We start from the raw sequence: 18,693 nt of genomic DNA, 5'->3' as shown, positions 1-18,693 counted from the left end.
AACGCGACGGCGAACACGCTGGGCATCCGGCGCATCATGTTCGCCGTCGACGACCTCGACGGCCTCCTCGCCCGCCTGCGCGCGCACGGCGCCGAACTCGTCGGCGAGGTGGCTCGGGCGGGCGGCCACCACCTGCTCCTCCACCTCGGGCCGGGTGCGCGACGGGCTTGTGCGGGGGCCGCTGGGCCGGTCGGCCGGCCCGTCCCGGCCCCGGTCGCGGAACCGGCCCACCCACCGGTGCGCGCACTGACGGGAGACCCCGAGTTCAGCGGCCACGTGCGCGACCGGGCAACCGAGTCGAAGTGCACTACCCCCTGCGGCGGCAACGCCGAAATCGCCGATCGGTTGACCGTCAGCGGGTCGGCGGGCCGGCATTCGATCCGCCAGCGATGAAGGACGTTGGGGCAGTGGCCGAGCCACTGGGCCGACTGGGCGTTGAAGTCGCCGGGCCGAGGTGAACAAGCTTTCCAGCAGGAGGTCATCGGGCATCCCACCTGCCGGGATTGACGGTCCGAACTAACTGCAACTAGCCTCGTTGCAGTTTCCTCTGGAAGGAGCATGGTGGCACTCAGCAGCAGGTCGGCGGTCGCGATCCACGGGCTCACCCTGCTGGCGCGCCACGAGGGCGGCTCGATGACGTCGGCCGAGATCGCCGACAGCCTGGCGAGCAACCCCGTCCTCGTACGGCGCGTCCTCGGCGCCCTTCGAGACGCCGGCATCGTGTGGTCGACCGAAGGGCGGGGCGGCGGCTGGCAACTCGCCCGTCCCGCCCGCGAGATCACCCTCTTCGACGCCTACAGCGCCGTCGAGACCGGCCCCGTCATCGCCCGGCACAGCCATCCGCCCAGCGAGGCGTGCCCGGTCGGGCGGCACATGATCTCCCTGCTCGAAGTCGAGTTCCGGGAGGCGGAGCGAGCCCTGGAGGAACGGCTCGGCCGGACGACCATCGCCCACCTGCATCGGGAAGTGCTGAACAGAGAACGCGAACTCGCACGGTAGCCGCGGCGGAGGACGACCTCCGCCGTTTTTCTCGCCCTAACTGCAACCACAAAGGTTGCAGTTCAACGAAAGGACCGCGGTGTCCGGCACCGAACGAAACGTCCCGGCCCTCCTGGCCGTGCTGCTGTCCGCGATGGTCAGCACGGTCATCGCGGGCGACATGGTGAACCTCGTGCTCCCCGACATCGGCGCGGACTTCGGCGCCGCCGAGGCCGAACTCACCTGGGTCGTCACCGGCTTCATGCTGAGCTTCTCCGTCGGCATCCCCCTCTACGGGCGCATCGCCGATCGCGTGAGCCTGCGCCGCCTCTACTGTCTCGCGCTCCTCGCCTTCGCCGCCGGGAGCCTGCTCAGCGCGCTCGCCCCGAACCTGCCCGCCCTCGTCCTCGGCCGGATCGTGACGGGCGTAGGCGCGGCCGCGATCCCGGTGCTGTCGATCATCGCGGTGACGCTGCTGCTGCCCGCCGGCCGCCGCGGGTTCGGGATCGGCGTCGTCTCCGCCGGATCGGGCATCGGCACCGCCATCGGACCCGCCGTCGGCGGCGGTGTCGGCCAGGCCCTCGGCTGGCCCGCGCTCTTCTGGCTGACGCTCGTCCTCTCCCTCGCACTGCTGCCCGCGGTGATGCGCGTCCTGCCCGCCGACCCCCCGACCGGCGCGCCCCCCTTCGACCTGGCGGGCGGCGTCCTCCTCGGCCTCGGCAGCGGGCTCCTGCTGTTCGGCATCACCCAGGCCCAGACCGCCGGCCCCTCCTCCCCCTCCTCCTGGGGCAGCGTCCTCGCGGCCGCCGCCGCCCTCGCACTGTTCGGACGGCGCACCGTCCGCTCACCGCGCCCGTTCGTCCCGCCCGCCCTGTTCGCCGGCCGCGTCTACCGCACCGCCGTCGCCGTCGCCTTCCTCGCCATGGTCATCTACCTCGGCGGGATGGTGTTCGTGCCGCTCCTCCTCGTCGACGTCAACGGCCTCGGGCCCGGCGCGGGCGCGCTCGTCATGATCCCCGCGGGCGTCGCCGTCGCCGCCGTCGCACCCCTGACCGGCCGTCTCGCCGACGCCGTCGGCACCCGCCCGCTCGTCCTCGCGGGCCTCGCCGCCGTCGCCCTGTTCTCCCTGCACCTGTCGACCTTCACCGGCGGCACGTCCGTCCTGCCCGCCGGGATCGGGATCTTCGGCCTCAGCGTCGGGTTCATGTTCGTCATGAACTCGATCATCACCGCCGCCGCGACCGCCCTCCCCGGCGACCAGGTCGGCGTCGGCGTCGGCATCCTGCAGGGAGCCCAGTTCCTCGGCGCCGGGACGGGCCCCGCCGTGTTCGGCGTCCTGCTGACCGCCCGGCAGGAGAGCGGCGGTGGCGCCGTCAACCCCCTGTTCACCGGTGACGGGGGCGCCGCCTACTCCGACGTGTTCCTGACCATGGCCGTGCTCTCGCTCCTCGCGCTGGCGGTCGCGTGGCGAATGCGCCCCGCCGTCCCCGAGACCGTCGTCCCGGCGGAGGAGCCCGCACCGTCCCGGCGTCGTCCGGTCACATGACGACCACCCGCTTCCCCCGCCCGCCGGCTCGGCGCGCCGTCCCCGGCGACCACCATTAGGTGAACCGCCCCGGGTTCTGTGGAGACTCCAAATTGTAATTGTGACCTGCTGGTTTGGGTCTTGCCGTTAGTAGTTGGCTTCGTGCGACATTGATCGCTTCGGCACGCGTGGCGACTTGCGTGAGAGCGATACCGTTCGCCCGGGGTTCGTCGGGCGGGATGTGGCCGATCTCTCCGTGCAAGCGAGTGGTGTTGTACCCCTCCACCCAATCGGCGGTGGCCCGTTCGACATCGGTGAGATGCCACCAGGGACGGCGGGGTTTGATCGAAAGACGTGTACTGAGAGCCGACGTCGCTGTGATGCACCAGGCCGGGACCGATCGGGCACCCAGTGCGGTCGCGCCGCACAGCGCCATGTCGATGGCGTCTGGGACCAGCCGGGTCTGCTTGGTGGCCGCGGCCCAGCCGACGATGGCGCGGGAGAACCCTGATGGTGTAACCGCTTTCTCCACGCGGCGAGCTCACCCCGACGAACTCAGGGCTGAACGGGTGAGAAGTGGTGGAGCAACCCAGCGTCCAGTGGCTGGTGAAGGGGTACAGTCTGCGGAGCTTCGGCTCGGCATAGGCGGCCTCGGTGAGCATCTCCCTGGTATCGGCGCTGCCACTTGTAGAAGCAGTTGCGGCTGATGCCGTAGTACCGGCGGGTCTGGGAGACGTTGCCGGTGATCCCCTCGGCGTGGCGCAGGACCGCCAGGCGTCGCTGCGCCTGGCGGTCCCGTTGCTGTTGAGGCGATGGGGGCATGAGATCTCCATAGTGATCGGAGACCCCAGGTGTCAACAACCTCCGGCAGTTTCAGAACGGAGGTTACGGGGCGATGATCACTTGGTACCACTCGTGGTCGAGGATGCGGTCGGCCACGACGGCACGGCCGAGTTCGCCTCCCGCACCCGTGTTCTCATTCAGTGGAACGTGGGCCCGTATGCAGGGCGCGCCCAGGGTGCCACGTACGAGTTTGACGCTCCATACGCCGTTGTTCTGCCGGGGGATGATCTCCGCGCACAGGGACCCGTTCGTGCCGCCCTGCGTGGAGCTGGCGAAGGGGAACTCGTCACAAGAATCGTTTATGACCGTGGGGTCGGGTCTGAAGGGCAGCGGGCCCATCGTGCAGGACTGCTTACGCCTGTTTTCCGCGTTCGTTTGGTTGGCGTCACGTAGGAGCGGTTTGTCGGCGGTGCCGAAATTGTTTGCCGTGAGGTTCTTCTGTGCCCACTCGTAGGCGACGGCGGCGGCGCCGTAGAGGGATTTGCGCAAGGTCACGTTGGCCAGGTGGCCCATGACGATGCAGCCGGGGCCGTTGCCGACCGCCGCATCACAACGCACTTCGGGGCCGTACCAGCTTCCGTGGACATGTATGGGGGTCGCGCCGAGGATCTCCCCCTCCACTTGGTAGGTGGGCTGGATGAACGAGATGGCCCCGTTGGCGACAGTGGAGCTGTAGGTGAGGGTGCCTTCGACCGCTTCGCCGGCGCGCAGGACCACGGGTGCGCCGCCCCAGGCCGGTGTTCCCGCGATGCACTGACCGCTGCAGGTGGAACTGAGGGCCAACGTCACGCCGGGGACATTGGGCGTCATCTCGGCGACGAGGACGGTGACGTCCTCGCGCCACTGCGCTCCCGAGGAGGCTTTGAGGTCGGCCGGAGTCACGACCGCGACCAAGGCGTGGCCGATCTCCTGGCCCTTGTCGTTGAGGAGCGCGTACCTGACGCTTTCCCGCGTGCAGTAGGCGTGGCGTGTGGAGACGACACGGTTGCCGGAGGGGTCGCTGCACAGGTCCGCCGGGCTGCGGTCGGCGACGCGGACGGGGGCGGGGACAGGGGTGGGGACGGGTCCTTCCACCTCGAGGCAGGTCCAAGCCCCGCCCTGACGCTGGAGCCTGGAGCCGGGGGCGGTGGCCGTGCATGTGCCGTGGCCTTGAGGAGTTACCCGGCTCTCGGCCGGTGCGGCGGCGGCCGGCGAGGCGCCCAGGGCGAGAAGGGCTCCGGTGAGAGCGAGGGAGACCATCGCCGCCAGCAGGCGTCTGACGCGTTTCACAGGCGGCCCCTCTTTTCTTTTCGGTGTCATGCAGACATGATCGTCTGTTAGAGCCTTCTGACACCACCGGCCGAGCCCGCCCGGCCAGAAGAAAGGGCAAACGCGACAATGCGCTACACAAGACCGGCCAGGCGCACAGGCAGAGCACTCGCTGCTGCCGCCGCCGCGGCCACCTGCACGATCACCGCCATGGGGCTGGCGGTCTCACCGGCCGCCGCCGCACCCGCCGAGCCCGCCGCCCAACAGGTGGCCGAACCCGGCCAGGCCTGTACCGCAGCCGATCTCGGCAAGCGCCACCCGATCATCAAGAGCGTCGAGGTCGCCCCGACGATCACCCATTTCAAGGGCTGGTACGTCACCCAGGGCACGACCGGTGCCCAGACCATCACCACCAGCACCCAGACGACCATCTCGGTCTCCGTCGGCTTCAACGGCAGCGTCCAGGGCAGTTTCGCCGTCGAAGCCCTCGGCATGGTCGGCGCGAGCGCGGGCCTGAACGTGCAGGTGAACTACTCCTCCACCAGCAGCGCTTCACAAACGATCACGTGGAACTTCCGCGAGCCCGGCTACTACGGCCTCTACAAGGGGACGAAGAAGGTCACCGGCACCTACGGAAGCCTCAACTGCAACCGTGTCCAACAGGACGACGGCACCTATGCCCTGCAGTGGATCGAAGGACCCGACAGCGGCAGCTACACCACCTACACCACCCTCGAAGAGGGCGCGGTGCGCTGCGAGGACACGGTGCCCGCCAACAGCATCATGGCCAAGGCACAGGAACTCCTGGACTGCGCCAGCCCCGCAGCAAAGGCCGAGCACCCGGCCGGTGCGGTAGCGCCGACGGCCAAGCAGATCCAGGACCGCCGCGCGCAGCGCCCGGTGCCCACCACCGGCACGTCCACCAAACAGCCCGAAGCCGCCGGACGCAGCGCACAGGCAGCCCTCAACTGCAGCTCCACCGCCTACAAGATCGCCGTACCCGGAAAGCCCCTGTCCTGGGGCGGGCCGCTCTTGGCAGACGACGGTGTCCGCCTGCGGCCCTCGACGATCTTCAGCGCCCACCTGGACCACTGGCGGCTGTGCAATGTGACGGAGCACAACGGGGTCCTCGAGGCGACCCTATGGAACTGGGGCAACGGCGGGTGCGCGACCATCGCCGCCCAGAACGCGGCCACCGAACGGGCGGTCCTGACCACGGTCTCCTGCACAGAAGACGACCTCCAGCGGTTCTACATCTACCGCGACGTCCCCGGCTCCGACAAGATCGGCGTCCAGAACAAATACACCGGCTCCATGATGGGCCACGACCGGTACGCGGACGGGGAGTTCATCCGCCAGTACTCCAGCGGCAGGCAGGACGGCACGGGCACGTACTCCCAGATCGGAGTCTGACCGCCCGCACCCCGTGAACGGCCCCACCCGTGAACCCCGACCTCCCGGTTCCAGGCGGGGCCTCCGCGCCCCTACTCCGAGCCCGGCTTTGAGGGCCAGTGGAGCAGCCGATATCGGCTGCTCCACTGGCCGGCCCGCGAGCCGGCCCGTGAGCAGCAACCGACCGGTGAGCGGCGGCACGGCCCCGCGCGCATGCTCGTCCGCGTCGGCAGCACCCCAGCGAACTCATCGCCTACTGCGAGAGCAAGGGCATCTTCGTCGAGGCGTATTTACCGATCGCGCACGGGGGAAATTTTGAAGAACGCCGCGGTCGCAGCGATCGCTGTGAAGTAATCGGTGTCGGTGCCGCAGCTGTGCATCCGGTACTCCCTGCTGCTGGGCACGGTCTCGCTGCCAAGACCGGCAACCCGGAGCACATGCGCTCCAACGCGCAGGTGGACTTCGTGATCACAGATGAGGATATGGGTGCCCTGGGGAACCTGGGCGCCCCGCTCTCCAGGCACGCTCGATCTCCGTGTCGCACAGCACACGACGGCCCTCGAGCTGTGCTTGCCGAATGTACGTCCGGGCAGATCAGGGACGTAGGGTCAGCCTCGTCAGGGGGTCTCTAGCACCCGCCCGTTGAAGCCGCTGCCTCCGCTATGTGACCGCCGGCTGCTCTCGAGGTCCGGGCTCGGGACGCCGGGGGCGAGGGCGCCAGACACTGGCTGCAGGCCCTCACCGAACTCAACCATCGGGGCGTGGACGACGACGCTTGCATGGTGGTGTGCGGCGGGCTGACCGACCGAAGCCGGCATAGCCCCCTCGGGTGAGACGGAAACGACGCTTGTTGCCGTCCAGACAGTAATCGGGGCCATGCCGGCGTCATGGGGCCCTGGCGGATGGACGCGTCCGGTCCCCGGCCTCTGGGTCTCCGAGGACCGAACGCCGCTTAGATGTCCTGTTCTCGCTCCACTTCGCGGTTCCAGGCGCGTTTGGCGACCTGCCAGTGGTCCTCGTCGTGGCCGAGCCGCCAGTAGCCCGAGATCGACGCGCGGTCGCGGGGAACGCCGCGTTCGAGGAGGAGGAGCCGCCGCAACTGCCGGACGCATCCCGCCTCGCCGTGCACGAACGCCTGCACGTCTCCTGGCAGAAACTCCAGCGCGCCGACGGCCTCGACGAGCGCGGCTCCGACCGGACCGTCGCCCCCGGTGCAGCCACGTGAGGGCCGCGTCCCCGGCCGTCTCGAGCTTCTGCTCCTCCGCTGGGCCGCTCACCTCGACGAACACGTGCGCCGACGCGCCTTTCGGAAGCCGCTCGAGGCTCGCGCCGATGGCCGGGAGCGCGCTCTCGTCCCCGGCCAGGAGGTGCCAGTCGGCGTCCGGGTCCGGGGCGTAGCCGCCACCGGGCCCGGTGAACCGGATCTCGTCGCCCGGACGGGCGCGCCGCCCACGGCCCGGCGAGGCCCTCGTCGCCGTGGTGGACGACGTCGACGGTCAGCTCGCGGGCGTCCCGGTCCCACCGCCGGACGGTGTAGGTGCGCATGCGTGGCCACTGCTCGCGCGGCAGTTCGACACGGATCCGCCGCAGGTCGAACGGCTCGAGGTAGGCCGCGCCCTCGACCCGGAACAGCAGCTTGACGTAGTGGTCGGTGTACCGGCTCGCTTCGAAGTCGCCCAGGCCGGGACCGCCGAGGACGATCCGGATCATGTGCGGCGTGATCCGGTCGGCGCTCAGCACCCGCCCGACCCGGGTGACGGGATTGCGGGGCCCGCCGCGACGTGGTGGCCCAGCCATCAGGCGACCGGCTCGGGCGGCACGAGTCCGAGTTTCGCGGCGGCGGTCATCAGTTCGTTCCAGACCCTCGGCATGCTCATCGCCCCGGCGTCGATGCGCAGCGCCGGTTCGAAGCGGTGCTCCCACAGCTAGGCGAAGCCCGAACGCTCGTACCAGGCGACCGCCGCCGCAGCGTCCTCGACGCAGAGAACCGGAATGACTCCCTCGTTCATGGCGCCATCGTCGCAAACCGCCCAGGGCGAACACCTCCGCGAGGTCGTGAACAGCGCGAACGTCACCTGACGCTAGGAACGGTCGACGGTGTCGAGGGCGTGTTCTTTGAGGAAAGCGCCCGCATGTGCCGCCGCTTCTTCCGCGGTCGCGTAGCGCGTCCCCTCGGCGGTCGCGGCGGATGCTCCGTCGGCGCCCACGCCCGACCAACTCCAGTCACCGGAAGGCGACTGCACCAGTTCGGCAGTCCCCCCGAAGAGCGCGAGCGTGCTCCCGCCCGCTGCAGCGGGCGCCGAACGGCGGACGGCGTCGGGCCATTTCTTACGGGCACCCTGCCGGGTGATGCCCCAGACAGCCCCCATCTGCTCATAGCTGGCGCCGTAGGAACCTGCGGTCGCCGCCGCGCGCGCGGTCAACCGTTTCACCTCGGCATCCACCACCTTCCAAGCGGCCAGGACGGACAGAGCCACTTCGACGGGATCCGCTTCCCACATACGGTCCGCGGGCAACCCGGTCTGTCGGGAGCGAATCTCCCAGGCCAGCGGATTCAAGGCTTCGTACAGCGCCTTGTCGAGGTGTGCCCGCTCTTCCGGAGTGATCTCAAAGATCGTCATGCGGAAACTATAGTTCCCGAACCGGTAGATAGAAACTAAAGTTTCCACACTGTCTCGTTCGTAGTCGGCCGCATCGGCGATCCAAGCCCCCAGCGCCGAGCCATGCGTCGTTCGCCCCGGGGGGGCGGCCTGGCGGAGGCGTTCATCGGCGGCGCGCCTGTCCCGCCGGATGATGTGGCGGCGGATCATGCGGCCCTGTTCCTGATGGTGGGCGGGGTCGGCACGATCGAGGGCGTACGCCGCTTGATGCGGCATTAGTCGGCACGATGAGGGGCCGGGCGCCGGGCAGGTTGACGACGTGCACGAGTTCGGCGTCGGCCGGGACGATCAGCGGCCTCCGCTTCCTGGTCGGCTTCCCGCGCCAGACAGGACAGGGCGCTCTTGCACTCGCAGCGCCCCGCGAGGAAGCGGTCCACGCCCCGCCCGGGGGACGTCGGCTCACCCTCTGCACCTGGGTCGGGCGCGCGGTGCCACCGAACCACGCAGGCCTTGGCCCGCCAAGCCTGGTGGGCGCTTGATGCACGGGCCCGAGCGGGCGCGGATGGTGGAGTTGTCTTCGCGCCAGGTTGTGTCGCGGAGCCGGTGCAGCACTTCGATGGTCCACTGGCCGCGGACGTAGCCGGCCAGATCGGCTGCGGTCGCCTGGCCGGCGGTGGGGCCGGCCACGCCGAGTTGGGCGATGGACGAGCCAGGGCAGGGCGTCGAGGGCATCGAACAGGGCTCGGCGGTTCTCCTTGACCGGGAACACGAAGTGGCCGCCGCGGGCGTGGATGTAGGTGGCGGTGGCCTTCACCGTGTGCGGAGCATCGGCGGTCACGACCTTGTCGTTCCGGCCGATCTGGGTCGGCACCGAGGTCGCGACGGTGGTCTCTTTGGGCTTGGCGTCGGGCACCTGGGCATGGGCGACGACCACTGAGGCGACCGGTGCCAGACCCGGCGGGCCGACCGCCGCCAGCAGGTGCAACCGACTCCCATCGGCGCTCTTGGCACCGCGGACGGTCTTGCCGTCCGGACGTACCTGCATCGGCTCGGCCCGTCCTCGGCGCAGAGGGCGGATGCTGCAGCACAGTTCAGCGGGTGGTTCATCAAGCAGGCACCGATCGCGGCGACGAACGCCTCACCGTCCCGGTGCCGCACCGGCTCGCATGTACAGCTCGGCCGGCGCCCCGGCGGGCACGTCATCGGCCCATCCGGTGATCGTAGTAGCACTGTGCGCATCCCGGCCACGGTCGCCGCCGCCGACAGCGCCAGCACCGCCGCCACCGGATGATCCCGGCCCTGATCTGAGCTGCCGTCCGATACCCCGCGCAGCACCAGGTCACAGCACGCATCCGCGAGTGAGAGAGAGAGACGATGCCGTGCTCGTGCACGGGAGCGGCAGCGATGGTGGCTCACCCGCGCCATCAGTGATCAGATCGCAACATCCCACGCCAGCGTGGTGTTCGACGAGAACCAAGGCGAAGATGTCGAGCAGCCAGCCTGGACGCGCTGCTTGCGACGTTCGCGCCGAGCGAGAGAACCATCGGGTTGCCGTCTCGCCCTTGGCGGCGGTGCAACTGCGGCCCGTCCAAGCTCAGCAGAACAGCCGCCACCTTAGCCGCGCTGCCGCACTTATGATTGCGCGATGTCGCTCACAGTGCGCTGGACTCGGCTGCTGATGGTGGTATCGGCAGCCGGCTTCACAGGCGCGGCCTTCACAATCCGCGCCACGATGGACGGGCCCATCGAACAGTACTCAGGCGCCGCCTTGTCCGCAGCCATCGTCTACACGATAGTGATCTTCATATGGCCGCTGATCTCCCCACTGCCCGCCGGCGGCGCCGCGATCGCATACTGCTGGTTCATCGAGTTCGCGCAGCTCACCCCCGTACCCGCAGCACTCTCCCAACGCAGCTGGCTCGCACGTCAGCTGCTAGGCGCCCAGTTCGACCCCGTTGATGTTGCCTGGTACCCCGTCGGCGTCATCCCATTGGTCGCCGCGCACTGGTTCCTCCGGGCCCGTACACGTTCCCGAATAGACCCGACACCCGCCCTCACCTCATGATCTCGGACCAGCCGTGGCGGACGGACAGCGTGGCGGCCTCGAGCCGCGACCGCCGGTGCGGGCAACCGGTGGCGTGTTCTCCGAAAGGCTGGGCGGTACGATCGCTTTCGCCCCCGTGTTCACATGGCGGGCGCCCCGGTCGTCGAAAACACGGGCGGACCACCCGATATCAGTACTCGGGCGACCGTTGCAGCCTCACGAATACTGGCAGGTGAATGCCGTTGGTCGACCATGCGTACCCTATCCCGCGCATCAATGGGTGAAGCCGATGGTCAGTTCGTGTTGTCCGTAGTCGTGGGGCCGAGGTGGCCGGGTCAGGGTAGGTGGCCCCGCCTACGGGAGATGACCACGGCCTCGTGCCGTGTCCTCGCGCCGAGCTTCGCCATGAGGGTCTTCATGTAGCTCTTGACCGTGTAGGTCGTGAGGCCGAGCGCCGTCGCGATCTGCGCGTTGGTCAGTCCGGCGGACACCAGGGCCAGGACGTCGCTCTCGCGGTCGGTCAGCCCCGCCGGCGCGGCCGTCGCGTCCCGGACGGTGAGGCGTGCGGCCTCGCGCAGGAGTTCGGCTCGCATGTCGGGGTCGGACGTCCGGGCGGCGAGCAGCCGCAGGCGGGTGTGGGCGTTTCGAGCGGACGCGCGGAGGCGGCGGTTCTCGTCGCGGAGCGCCTCGTCGGTGCAGGGTTCGTCGGCCGCGTCGATCGTCGCGGCGGCGACGAGGGCGGGCTCGAGCGTTCGCGCCTCGCCGACGACGGCGTCGTAGATGCGGCCGCCGATGAGCTGGTCCCCGCGGTACGCGCCGAAGACGACGGCGACCGTCCGTTCGGCGACCACGACGGGAACCGCCGCCATGGCGCGCAGCCCTTCGGCCTGGATGATGCGGTCGTAGGCGTGCGTGATCTGCGGCGTGCGGACGTAGTAGTTGACAACGATCGGCCGCCGGATCGAGGCGACCTTGCCGCCGAGCCCGTGGCCGACGTTCAGCGTATGCCCCATGCTTTCACCGGAGATGAACGCCGAAGAGACCGGGACGGGGCAGGACGTTGCGGCGCGGATGCGGTCCTGGCTGGACGTCTTCGACACGCCCGAGGCATGTGCGGCGAAGCTGCTGTGCGACCGTCACGACCCCGCCGCCGTCGCCTTCACGATCGTCGAGTCCGATCTCGGCTCACGGGACGTCACCTATGGCGAGCTCGCCGACGCGTCCAGGCGCTTGGCCACGACACTGGCCGAGCGCGGCGTGGGGGCCGGCGACAACGTCGCCGTGCTGATGGGCAAGCGGTTCGAGCTCGTGGTGACGCTGCTGGCGATCTGGCGGCTGGGCGCGGTGCACGTGCCACTGTTCACCGCGTTCGCGACGCCCGCGATCGAGAGGCGGGTCCGGCCCGCTGGAGTTCGCCTGATCGTCACCGAGCCGAGCCAGCGGGACAAGATCGAGCCGCTGTTGGCCGACGGCGGGATCGGCGCACTCGTGGCCGGGCCGGAACTCGACGAACGCCGGATTCTCCGCCGACACCACGTTCTCGGTCATCCGGAGGTTCGGCGTCACGAACTTCGCCGCGGCCCCGACGGTGTACCGCGCCATGAGGCAGGGCCGTCCGGACGGCGGCGTCTCCCTGTGACGCGCGTCGTCGGCGGGCGAGCCGCTGACCGCAGAGGTCCTCACGTGGGCCGCGGACGCCCTCGGCGTCGAGGTCCGCGACCACTACGGGCAGACCGAGCACGGCATGGTGATCGCGCTGTGGGTTAGCCTAGTTGCCCAATAGACCGGTTGAGGGAGTGCAGTCAGGTGGCAGATCCACGGGTCAATTCTGTCGGGGAGGCGGGCTCTGACCTGCATCTTGACCTGGCTGCGACGGGTCCCCGCCGGGCTGCGGTAGCGGAGGCTCTGCGGGAGGCCGTGCGTAGCGGGAGGCTCACGGCGGGGACGTTGTTGCCGCCGTATCGGTCGCTTGCGGTGGATCTGGGGGTTGCCCGGAACACGGTCGCGGACGCCTACGCCGAGCTGGTCGCCGAGGGCTGGCTGACCGCCCGGCAGGGGTCGGGCACCCGGGTCGCCAATCGGGTGGAGGCCAAGCCGCGGCGCGTCCCGAAGAAGGCTCCCGGCCGCAGGGTCGTGACACATGACCTCCAGCAGGGGCAGCCGGACGCGACGTCCTTCCCGCGGGCCGCATGGGCCGCGGCCGTCCGTCGGGCGGTGACGGCCGCGCCGCATGACGCGTTCGCTCCGCCCCACCCGCAGGGGCGTCCCGAGCTGCGTCGTGCGCTTGCCGAGTATCTCGCTCGGGCGCGTGGCGTGTCGGCTTCACCGGATCAAATCGTGCTCTGTGCGGGGTTCGCGCACGCTCTGCGGCTTCTGTTCGGCGGCGGGGTGCTGTCCGGGCCGTTGGCGGTCGAGCCGTACGGCCTGCCTTTCCACCGCGGGATCCTGGCCGAGGCCGGGGTTCGCACGGTTCCGCTGGGCCTGGACGGCCGGGGCGTCCGGACCGACCAGCTGGCATCACATCCGGGCCTGTCGCCGCGGCGTGGGGCGCGGGCAGTCCTGCTCACTCCCGCTCATCAGTTCCCGACGGGCGGCCCGCTGCATGCGGCGCGCCGGACCGCGGCCGTCGACTGGGCGCGTGGTCGGGGCGGGGTGGTGCTGGAAGACGACTACGACGGCGAGTTCCGCTACGACCGGGAACCCGTAGGGGCCGTTCAAGGGCTCGATCCCGATCATGTGGTCTACCTCGGCTCGGTCAGCAAGAGCCTGTCGCCGGCGATTCGGCTCGGCTGGATGGTCCTGCCGCCGCACATGGTCGACGCCGTGCTCGCGGCCAAGGGACTGCGAGAGGCGTGGACGGGGGTCACCGACCAGTTGACGCTCGCGGAGTTCATCGGCTCCGGGCAGTACGACAAGCACATCCGCCGGATGCGGCAGCGCTACCGAGCCCGCCGCAACCTGCTCGTCACGACGCTGGCCGAGCACGCCCCGCACATCTCGGTGACCGGCATCGCGGCCGGCCTGCACGCGGTCCTGCGGCTGCCGCCGGGCACCGAGGTATCCACCGTCAAGGCGGCGGCGTGGATGGGTCTCGCCCTCGACGGCCTGGCGGCCTTCCGCCACCCCGACAGTCCCGACCCCCACGAGGACGGCCTGGTCGTCGGGTACGCCGCACCTCCCGAACACCGCTACCGGCCGGCGCTCGACGCACTGTGCCAAGCCCTGCCGCCTGACGCCTGAATCCCGAACGCCGAATGCGGCGCCGCTCGTGAAGGGCGGCGCCGTATTCGGCGGATCTGATCAGACGTGCGCGAGCGGGTGGTCAACGGCCCGCGGCTCAGGCCGGGTGGTCTGCTGGAGCTTCGGCTTGCGCAGGCCGAGGGCGGCCAGGGCGGTGACCGTGATGCCTGCGGCGGCGATGAACACCGCGGTGCGCAGCCCGTCGTTGGTCGCGGTGCGCAGCGCCTGGCCGGTCAGGCCGTCCAGGCCGGCGTTGGCGACGGCCACCAGGAGCGCGAGCCCGACCGCGCCGCCGACCTGCTGGCTGGTGGACGCGATGCCCGAAGCGATGCCCTGGTTTGGGGCGGCGATCCCGGCGGTGGCGGCGCCGAACATCAGGGTGTAGCCGGCGCCCTGGCCGATCCCGAGCACGACGAGCCCGGGGATCAGCGCGAGGTAGGAGGCATCGGCCGCCATGGTCGCGCCGACGATCGCGGCCCCGGCCCCACCTGCCGCCAGGGCGGCGCTCAGCACCGGCCGTGTCCCGTACCGGGTGGCCAGCCGTCCGGCGGTCTGCGAGCCGACCGCGATCGCTGCCATCGGCACCAGGAAGGCCAGCCCGGTGGTGAGCGCATCGTAGCCGTGCACGCCCTGGAAGTAGACGGTCAAGAAGTACAGCAGAGTGCCGAAGGTGCCCATGTAGAGGAACGTGACGAGCGTCCCGACACTCAGATCGCGGTCGGCGAACAGGTGCAGCGGCATCAGCGGGTCGGCCGACCGCCGTTCGACCGCGACGAACACGGTCAGCAGGACGGCGCCCGCGACAGCGGCGGCCAGCACGACCGGCGACAGCCACCCGGACTCCGGCCCCTGCACCAGGGCGAACACCACGGCCGTGACACCGATCGTCGAAGTCAGCGCCCCGGCGACGTCCAGCGAGCGGCCGCCGGCACGCGGCTCGTCCGAGGTGATCAGCACGAACGTGAGCAGGGCTGCGGCGCCGGCGAGGGGGACGTTGACGAAGAACACCGACTCCCAGCCGAACATGTCCGTCAGCACACCGCCGAGCAGGGAGCCGAGGATCATCCCGCTGCCACCCGCCGTGCCCCACACCGCGAACGCCCGGTTGCGCGCACGCCCCTCGGCGAAGCTCGTGGACACCAGGGTCAGCGTCGCGGGGAACAGGAACGCGCCGCCGATGCCCTGCACCGCCCGGGCCGCGATCAGCACGCCGGCGGATTCGGCCAGGCCGCCGAGCAGCGAGGACACCGCGTACAGAACCAGCCCGGCGGCGAACATCCGCCGCGGCCCCACCAGATCGCACGCCCGCCCGCCCAGTAGCAGGAAGCCACCGAAAGCGACCGCGTACGCGCTGATCACCCACTGCAGATGCTGGGCGGAGAAGCCGAGACCAGAGCCGATCTCGGGCAGGGCGACGTACACGATGTTGTAGTCGATCGAAATGATCAGCTGGGCGAACGCGAGCAGCGCCAAGGTCGCTGCCGGGCGGGGCCGGCGCCGGGCATCGGGCGTGACAGGGGGCATGACGGTTACTCCTTTTCAAGGATGCGGAACAGGGGGATCAGATCGGGCCGCGTGGGCCGCTGGCTCAGCTGTCGGACAGCGCCTTCGCCCACACCGGACTTTCGAAGTAGTGGTTGTCGTACTGCTCCGAGCTGTCACGGATGTCCTGCACGGTGGCCTCACCCCGGTAGACGCGCTCCAACAGCCGGTAGTAGTCGAACCGGTGCAGGCCAGGGGTGAAGACCACCAGCAGCTCGGCCTCGCAACCGGGCGCCGGCGCGAAAGCGTGCGGCACCCGTGGCGGGACGGTCAGGAAGCCGCCCTTGTCCAGGGTCACGATCTTCTGGTTCACCAGGAACCGCATCGTGCCGTCCAGGACGAAGAACATCTCGCTGGCCTTGGTGTGGAAGTGCGCGGGAGCACCCGGCGACCCCTTTCGGAACGTGGCCTTGTTGGCAGTGAGCGCGCCACCGGTCTCACCCGAATCAGCGAGCAGACCGATCAGGCTCAGCGCACCGTCCTGAATGACCTCGGCGTTATCCGGACGGACCAGGACAGGGGCGACCGGCTGACTCACGACAGCGTTCATGACTTCTCCCAGATTTTCGGCCCGGCTTCCCACCAGGCCCTTCGTGCTGACATCAATGAACCTACGGGAGGTAACGACCCGTCAGGAGGTTCATTTTCATGCCATAAAAATGGGTCAATTTCGCCGACTTGGTTGTGACGTGCATCGGTCACCGCCGCACGTCACACCCTGGTGAGCTGGTAGCCGTCCAGCTGGGCGCCGCATTGACCTCCGCCCTCCACTAGGCAGAAAGGGCGGCGCGATGATGCACGGACTGCCGTGCCTGTCGATCGGCGCCGGACCGCCGCTGATCGTCCTGCTGTTCACCCCGGAGGCCGCCACCCCGACCGGTCTGGGACGCCGCTACCTGATGCGGACGGTAGGGCCCTTCACCGAGCGGTTCACCTAACGCCCCGCCCCGCACTGGCCGAACCGGTGACCGTGTCGGCGATCGGCCAAGCCCTCGTCAAGGCTCTGGGCTGGGTGGCCGACGGCCGCAAGGACCACACCGACGCCGCCACCATGCTCAACGCCGAAGACGGCCACAACCTGCGCGATCGACTGCACGACATCAAAGCTCCCACGTTGCTGATCCAGGGCGGGAAGGACCTGGTCTACCCGCTGGAACTGGCCCGCCAGACCGCTCACGGCATCCCCGGCGCGCGTCTGATCAGCTACCCCGGCAAAAACCACGCCGCGACATTCACCGACGACCGGTTCGCATCGGACGCGCTGGCTTTTCTCCTCGCTGGCTGACCGACCGCCCTGCGCTCACCCCTTGTTCAGGGCGGTAGTGCGGGGTTCCGGCACAGGCTGACTGCTGTGACGCGGTTTCAAAATGGGGGCTCGTCAGTGGGGGCGTCAACCTGCAGCAGCTTGGTCGGGACGGGCTTGGGCCGTTGGAGGATCGCCACGGCGTCCTTGACTCGGCCGAGGTCGATAAGGTGCCGGGCCAGAATGCTGCTGCCAACGTTCTCATTCTGTTCAAGGAGGGCAACGGCCTCCTCGGTGCGGCCGACGTCGGCCAGCAGCTCGGCGATGGTCTCCTCGGTGCGTCCGGCGTCGGCCAGCAGTTCGGCGATGGCCCAGGTGCCCCCCTCGGGATGTGCCATCACCAGGTCGATCGCCTCCTCGCGGCGACCGCACGCGACCATAAATGAGAGCCGCATCCTGTAGAACTCCCATGCCTCTTCGCCGCGGCGCGCCTTGAGGGTGTCGAGGTAGGCCAGGCCGTCCTCGGGACGGCCCTGGTCGGCAAAGTGGGTGCACAGCATGTGAATGATCCAGTCCTCCTCCTCGCCGGGCGCCGCGAGCGAGCGCAGCACGTCCGTCGCCTCCTCGCCCCGCCCGTGCCGCACCAGCAGCTCCGCGAGACGGACGGCCCCGTGGTTCCTGCGGAACGAGGAACCCCTCGGCTGCCGGTACACCGCGATCGCACCCTCCACGTCACCGCGCTCCTCCAGAACCTCCGCAAGACACTGCGCGGCGGCCCCGAGGGACTCGGCCGCCGCGTACGCACGCAGTTCCTCGATCCGGTCGTGCCGTGCCAGCAGGTCGGCCAGCTGGTCGCGGCCGTTGACCGAGGTGGTTTCCCGGGTGTGCAGCAGGGCGATCGCCTCGTCGACGCGGCCCTGGCGTTCACGGATCGTCGCGAGCAGGCCGACGGCGTTGAAGGGTTCGATCCTGCGGCGGCGCGACGGGGCGTCGCAGCTCTGTCCCTCCTCGATACGGGCGGTCAGTAGTGCGGCTGCGTCCTCGTCCCGTCCCGCGGCCTCGGCCACGTCGACCAGGGCGGCGGCCAGCCACCAGTCCTCGACATGCGGGCGCAGCAGAGTGAACGCCTCGTCAGCCCGGCCATGCCGGGCGAGCAGACGCGCGAAGAACTCGAGCGCCGACCGCTCCCCCGCCTCCGCATGCGGACGGGCCAGCGCGATCGCCTCACCGCCCCTGCCCCACTCCTCCAACATTGCCGCCATGGCCTCGACGGCCTTCCACCACCCCGTGGCAACGTACGGGGCGAGCACCTCCAACGCCTCCGCCCGCCGGTCCTGTTCGGCGAGCAGTCGTGCATGCTCCCGAGCGCAGAACCACTCCCCACGTCCGGCCTGGAACTCCACCTCCTCGGTATGGCCGAGTTCGACGAGCCGCGAGACCAGATGCGGAGGAATGCAACCAGTGAAAGTCCTGGCCTTGTAATCGAGATCAGCAGCGTCCACGGAAATGGACCCTAGCCCCCGCTTCGGACGTAGTTGGGAGCCCTCAAGGCGATCGCCGAGCGGAGCACGTCGGGGCTCCGCCCGTGCCGCTCCGACGCACCCTCCGTACTGCAGCCCACAACCCGATGGTCGTGCGGCGCCCTACTCACACCCTCACGGTGGCGGCCGACCGTGTTCACCCGTTGTTCGCTCGGCGGCTTCGAAACCGGACGGCACCGAGCAAGATGTAGCGGCATGGATATGGGACTGGACGCGGACAGATTGGTGCCATGCAATTTCGAGAGCGCCGCCCTGATACGAGAACAACCGACTTTTCAGGGCGCGGACGGCGCGCTTGAGGTTGATGCCCTCGCAAATGACGGCACCGCCGACGCAGCGTCCCTCTTAATCCGCGGGTTCGGGGTTCAGCTTCCTGGCGGCGCACCCGCCTTGACCAGCTATGACCTCCCACATTGGAGCCCGGCTGCAGGCCGAGGCCGACGCCGCCGGGCTGATCGGCTGGCAGGTCGGCATCGATTCCACCGTCCTGCGCGCTC

14 protein-coding genes and 3 pseudogenes are annotated in these 18,693 nt (G+C 69.7%); 8 read left to right on the top strand and 9 right to left on the bottom strand.

What is annotated here, in order from left to right; all coding sequences use genetic code 11:
• Positions 1-117: 117 nt before the first annotated feature.
• Positions 118-288, bottom strand: a pseudogene (locus tag AB0L25_RS21085) (leucine zipper domain-containing protein); the annotation flags it as partial.
• A gap of 270 nt (positions 289-558) precedes the next feature.
• Between AB0L25_RS21085 and AB0L25_RS21080 the strand changes: the two are divergent.
• Both AB0L25_RS21080 and AB0L25_RS21075 read left to right on the top strand, forming a co-directional pair.
• Positions 559-999 carry an RrF2 family transcriptional regulator gene (locus AB0L25_RS21080; protein WP_500174322.1) on the top strand — a complete coding sequence of 147 codons (441 nt, stop codon included), beginning with the start codon at positions 559-561 and terminating at the stop codon, positions 997-999.
• Positions 1,000-1,078: 79 nt separating this feature from the next.
• A complete protein-coding gene (locus AB0L25_RS21075; RefSeq protein ID WP_500174321.1) occupies positions 1,079-2,524 on the top strand; it encodes an MFS transporter in 1,446 nt (481 codons plus the stop codon).
• A gap of 452 nt (positions 2,525-2,976) precedes the next feature.
• On the opposite strand, the pseudogene AB0L25_RS21070 reads toward AB0L25_RS21075, so the two are convergent.
• Positions 2,977-3,336 (bottom strand): annotated as a pseudogene (locus AB0L25_RS21070) (DUF6193 family natural product biosynthesis protein); the annotation flags it as partial.
• Between the two features lie 52 nt (positions 3,337-3,388).
• Positions 3,389-4,615: a NucA/NucB deoxyribonuclease domain-containing protein gene (locus AB0L25_RS21065; protein WP_500174320.1), complete on the bottom strand. Its 1,227-nt coding sequence runs from the start codon at positions 4,613-4,615 to the stop codon at positions 3,389-3,391.
• A 189-nt stretch (positions 4,616-4,804) separates the two neighbouring features.
• Here AB0L25_RS21065 and AB0L25_RS21060 point away from each other — a divergent pair, with 189 nt between their 5' ends.
• Positions 4,805-6,007 carry a hypothetical protein gene (locus AB0L25_RS21060; RefSeq protein WP_500174319.1) on the top strand — a complete coding sequence of 401 codons (1,203 nt, stop codon included), beginning with the start codon at positions 4,805-4,807 and terminating at the stop codon, positions 6,005-6,007.
• A 931-nt stretch (positions 6,008-6,938) separates the two neighbouring features.
• On the opposite strand, the pseudogene AB0L25_RS21055 reads toward AB0L25_RS21060, so the two are convergent.
• Together AB0L25_RS21055 and AB0L25_RS21050 are read right to left on the bottom strand one after the other, a co-directional pair.
• Positions 6,939-7,783, bottom strand: a pseudogene (locus AB0L25_RS21055) (siderophore-interacting protein).
• Positions 7,784-8,067: 284 nt separating this feature from the next.
• Positions 8,068-8,607, bottom strand: a complete 540-nt coding sequence (locus AB0L25_RS21050) for a hypothetical protein (protein ID WP_500174318.1) — start codon at positions 8,605-8,607, stop codon at positions 8,068-8,070.
• Between the two features lie 1,624 nt (positions 8,608-10,231).
• Here AB0L25_RS21050 and AB0L25_RS21045 point away from each other — a divergent pair.
• The gene (locus tag AB0L25_RS21045) at positions 10,232-10,651 is read left to right on the top strand and encodes a ribosomal maturation YjgA family protein (protein ID WP_500174317.1); all 420 of its coding nucleotides are present in this window, start codon (positions 10,232-10,234) and stop codon (positions 10,649-10,651) included.
• A gap of 314 nt (positions 10,652-10,965) precedes the next feature.
• Here AB0L25_RS21045 and AB0L25_RS21040 read toward each other — a convergent pair whose 3' ends face one another.
• Positions 10,966-11,643: a helix-turn-helix transcriptional regulator gene (locus AB0L25_RS21040; protein ID WP_500174316.1), complete on the bottom strand. Its 678-nt coding sequence runs from the start codon at positions 11,641-11,643 to the stop codon at positions 10,966-10,968.
• On the opposite strand from AB0L25_RS21040, the gene AB0L25_RS21035 reads away from it, so the two are divergent.
• Positions 11,642-12,397, top strand: coding sequence for an AMP-binding protein (locus AB0L25_RS21035; protein ID WP_500174315.1), 756 nt, complete (start codon positions 11,642-11,644; stop codon positions 12,395-12,397). The genes AB0L25_RS21040 and AB0L25_RS21035 overlap by 2 nt on opposite strands.
• A gap of 39 nt (positions 12,398-12,436) precedes the next feature.
• Positions 12,437-13,870 carry a MocR-like pyridoxine biosynthesis transcription factor PdxR gene (pdxR, locus tag AB0L25_RS21030; RefSeq protein WP_500174314.1) on the top strand — a complete coding sequence of 478 codons (1,434 nt, stop codon included), beginning with the start codon at positions 12,437-12,439 and terminating at the stop codon, positions 13,868-13,870.
• A 60-nt stretch (positions 13,871-13,930) separates the two neighbouring features.
• Here the strand turns inward: pdxR and AB0L25_RS21025 are convergent, their stop codons facing one another.
• Complete coding sequence (locus AB0L25_RS21025) at positions 13,931-15,394, bottom strand: MFS transporter (protein WP_500174313.1); 1,464 nt, start codon at positions 15,392-15,394, stop codon at positions 13,931-13,933.
• 64 nt (positions 15,395-15,458) lie between these two features.
• Positions 15,459-15,962 carry a cupin domain-containing protein gene (locus AB0L25_RS21020; protein WP_500174312.1) on the bottom strand — a complete coding sequence of 168 codons (504 nt, stop codon included), beginning with the start codon at positions 15,960-15,962 and terminating at the stop codon, positions 15,459-15,461.
• Positions 15,963-16,203: 241 nt separating this feature from the next.
• On the opposite strand from AB0L25_RS21020, the gene AB0L25_RS21015 reads away from it, so the two are divergent.
• Positions 16,204-16,350, top strand: a complete 147-nt coding sequence (locus tag AB0L25_RS21015) for a hypothetical protein (RefSeq protein ID WP_500174311.1) — start codon at positions 16,204-16,206, stop codon at positions 16,348-16,350.
• Between the two features lie 26 nt (positions 16,351-16,376).
• The gene (locus tag AB0L25_RS21010) at positions 16,377-16,697 is read left to right on the top strand and encodes an alpha/beta fold hydrolase (protein WP_500174310.1); all 321 of its coding nucleotides are present in this window, start codon (positions 16,377-16,379) and stop codon (positions 16,695-16,697) included.
• 77 nt (positions 16,698-16,774) lie between these two features.
• On the opposite strand, the gene AB0L25_RS21005 is transcribed toward AB0L25_RS21010, so the two are convergent.
• Positions 16,775-18,157, bottom strand: coding sequence for a tetratricopeptide repeat protein (locus AB0L25_RS21005; protein WP_500174309.1), 1,383 nt, complete (start codon positions 18,155-18,157; stop codon positions 16,775-16,777).
• Positions 18,158-18,693: the final 536 nt, after the last annotated feature.

Origin of the sequence: Spirillospora sp. NPDC052242 (assembly GCF_040679555.1) — a bacterium.
Classification (GTDB): domain Bacteria; phylum Actinomycetota; class Actinomycetes; order Streptosporangiales; family Streptosporangiaceae; genus Spirillospora.
This window is presented reverse-complemented; position numbering and strand designations above follow the sequence as displayed.

Bases quoted from the DNA above. Each gene is read 5' to 3' on its own strand.
- AB0L25_RS21080 (WP_500174322.1), top strand. From the start codon at position 559: ATGGTGGCACTCAGCAGCAGGTCGGCGGTCGCGATCCACGGGCTCACC.
- AB0L25_RS21015 (WP_500174311.1), top strand. From the start codon at position 16,204: ATGATGCACGGACTGCCGTGCCTGTCGATCGGCGCCGGACCGCCGCTG.
- AB0L25_RS21020 (WP_500174312.1), bottom strand. From the start codon at position 15,962: ATGAACGCTGTCGTGAGTCAGCCGGTCGCCCCTGTCCTGGTCCGTCCG.
- AB0L25_RS21025 (WP_500174313.1), bottom strand. From the start codon at position 15,394: ATGCCCCCTGTCACGCCCGATGCCCGGCGCCGGCCCCGCCCGGCAGCG.
- AB0L25_RS21040 (WP_500174316.1), bottom strand. From the start codon at position 11,643: ATGGGGCATACGCTGAACGTCGGCCACGGGCTCGGCGGCAAGGTCGCC.
- AB0L25_RS21045 (WP_500174317.1), top strand. From the start codon at position 10,232: ATGTCGCTCACAGTGCGCTGGACTCGGCTGCTGATGGTGGTATCGGCA.
- AB0L25_RS21060 (WP_500174319.1), top strand. From the start codon at position 4,805: ATGGGGCTGGCGGTCTCACCGGCCGCCGCCGCACCCGCCGAGCCCGCC.
- AB0L25_RS21050 (WP_500174318.1), bottom strand. From the start codon at position 8,607: ATGACGATCTTTGAGATCACTCCGGAAGAGCGGGCACACCTCGACAAG.
- AB0L25_RS21035 (WP_500174315.1), top strand. From the start codon at position 11,642: ATGCTTTCACCGGAGATGAACGCCGAAGAGACCGGGACGGGGCAGGAC.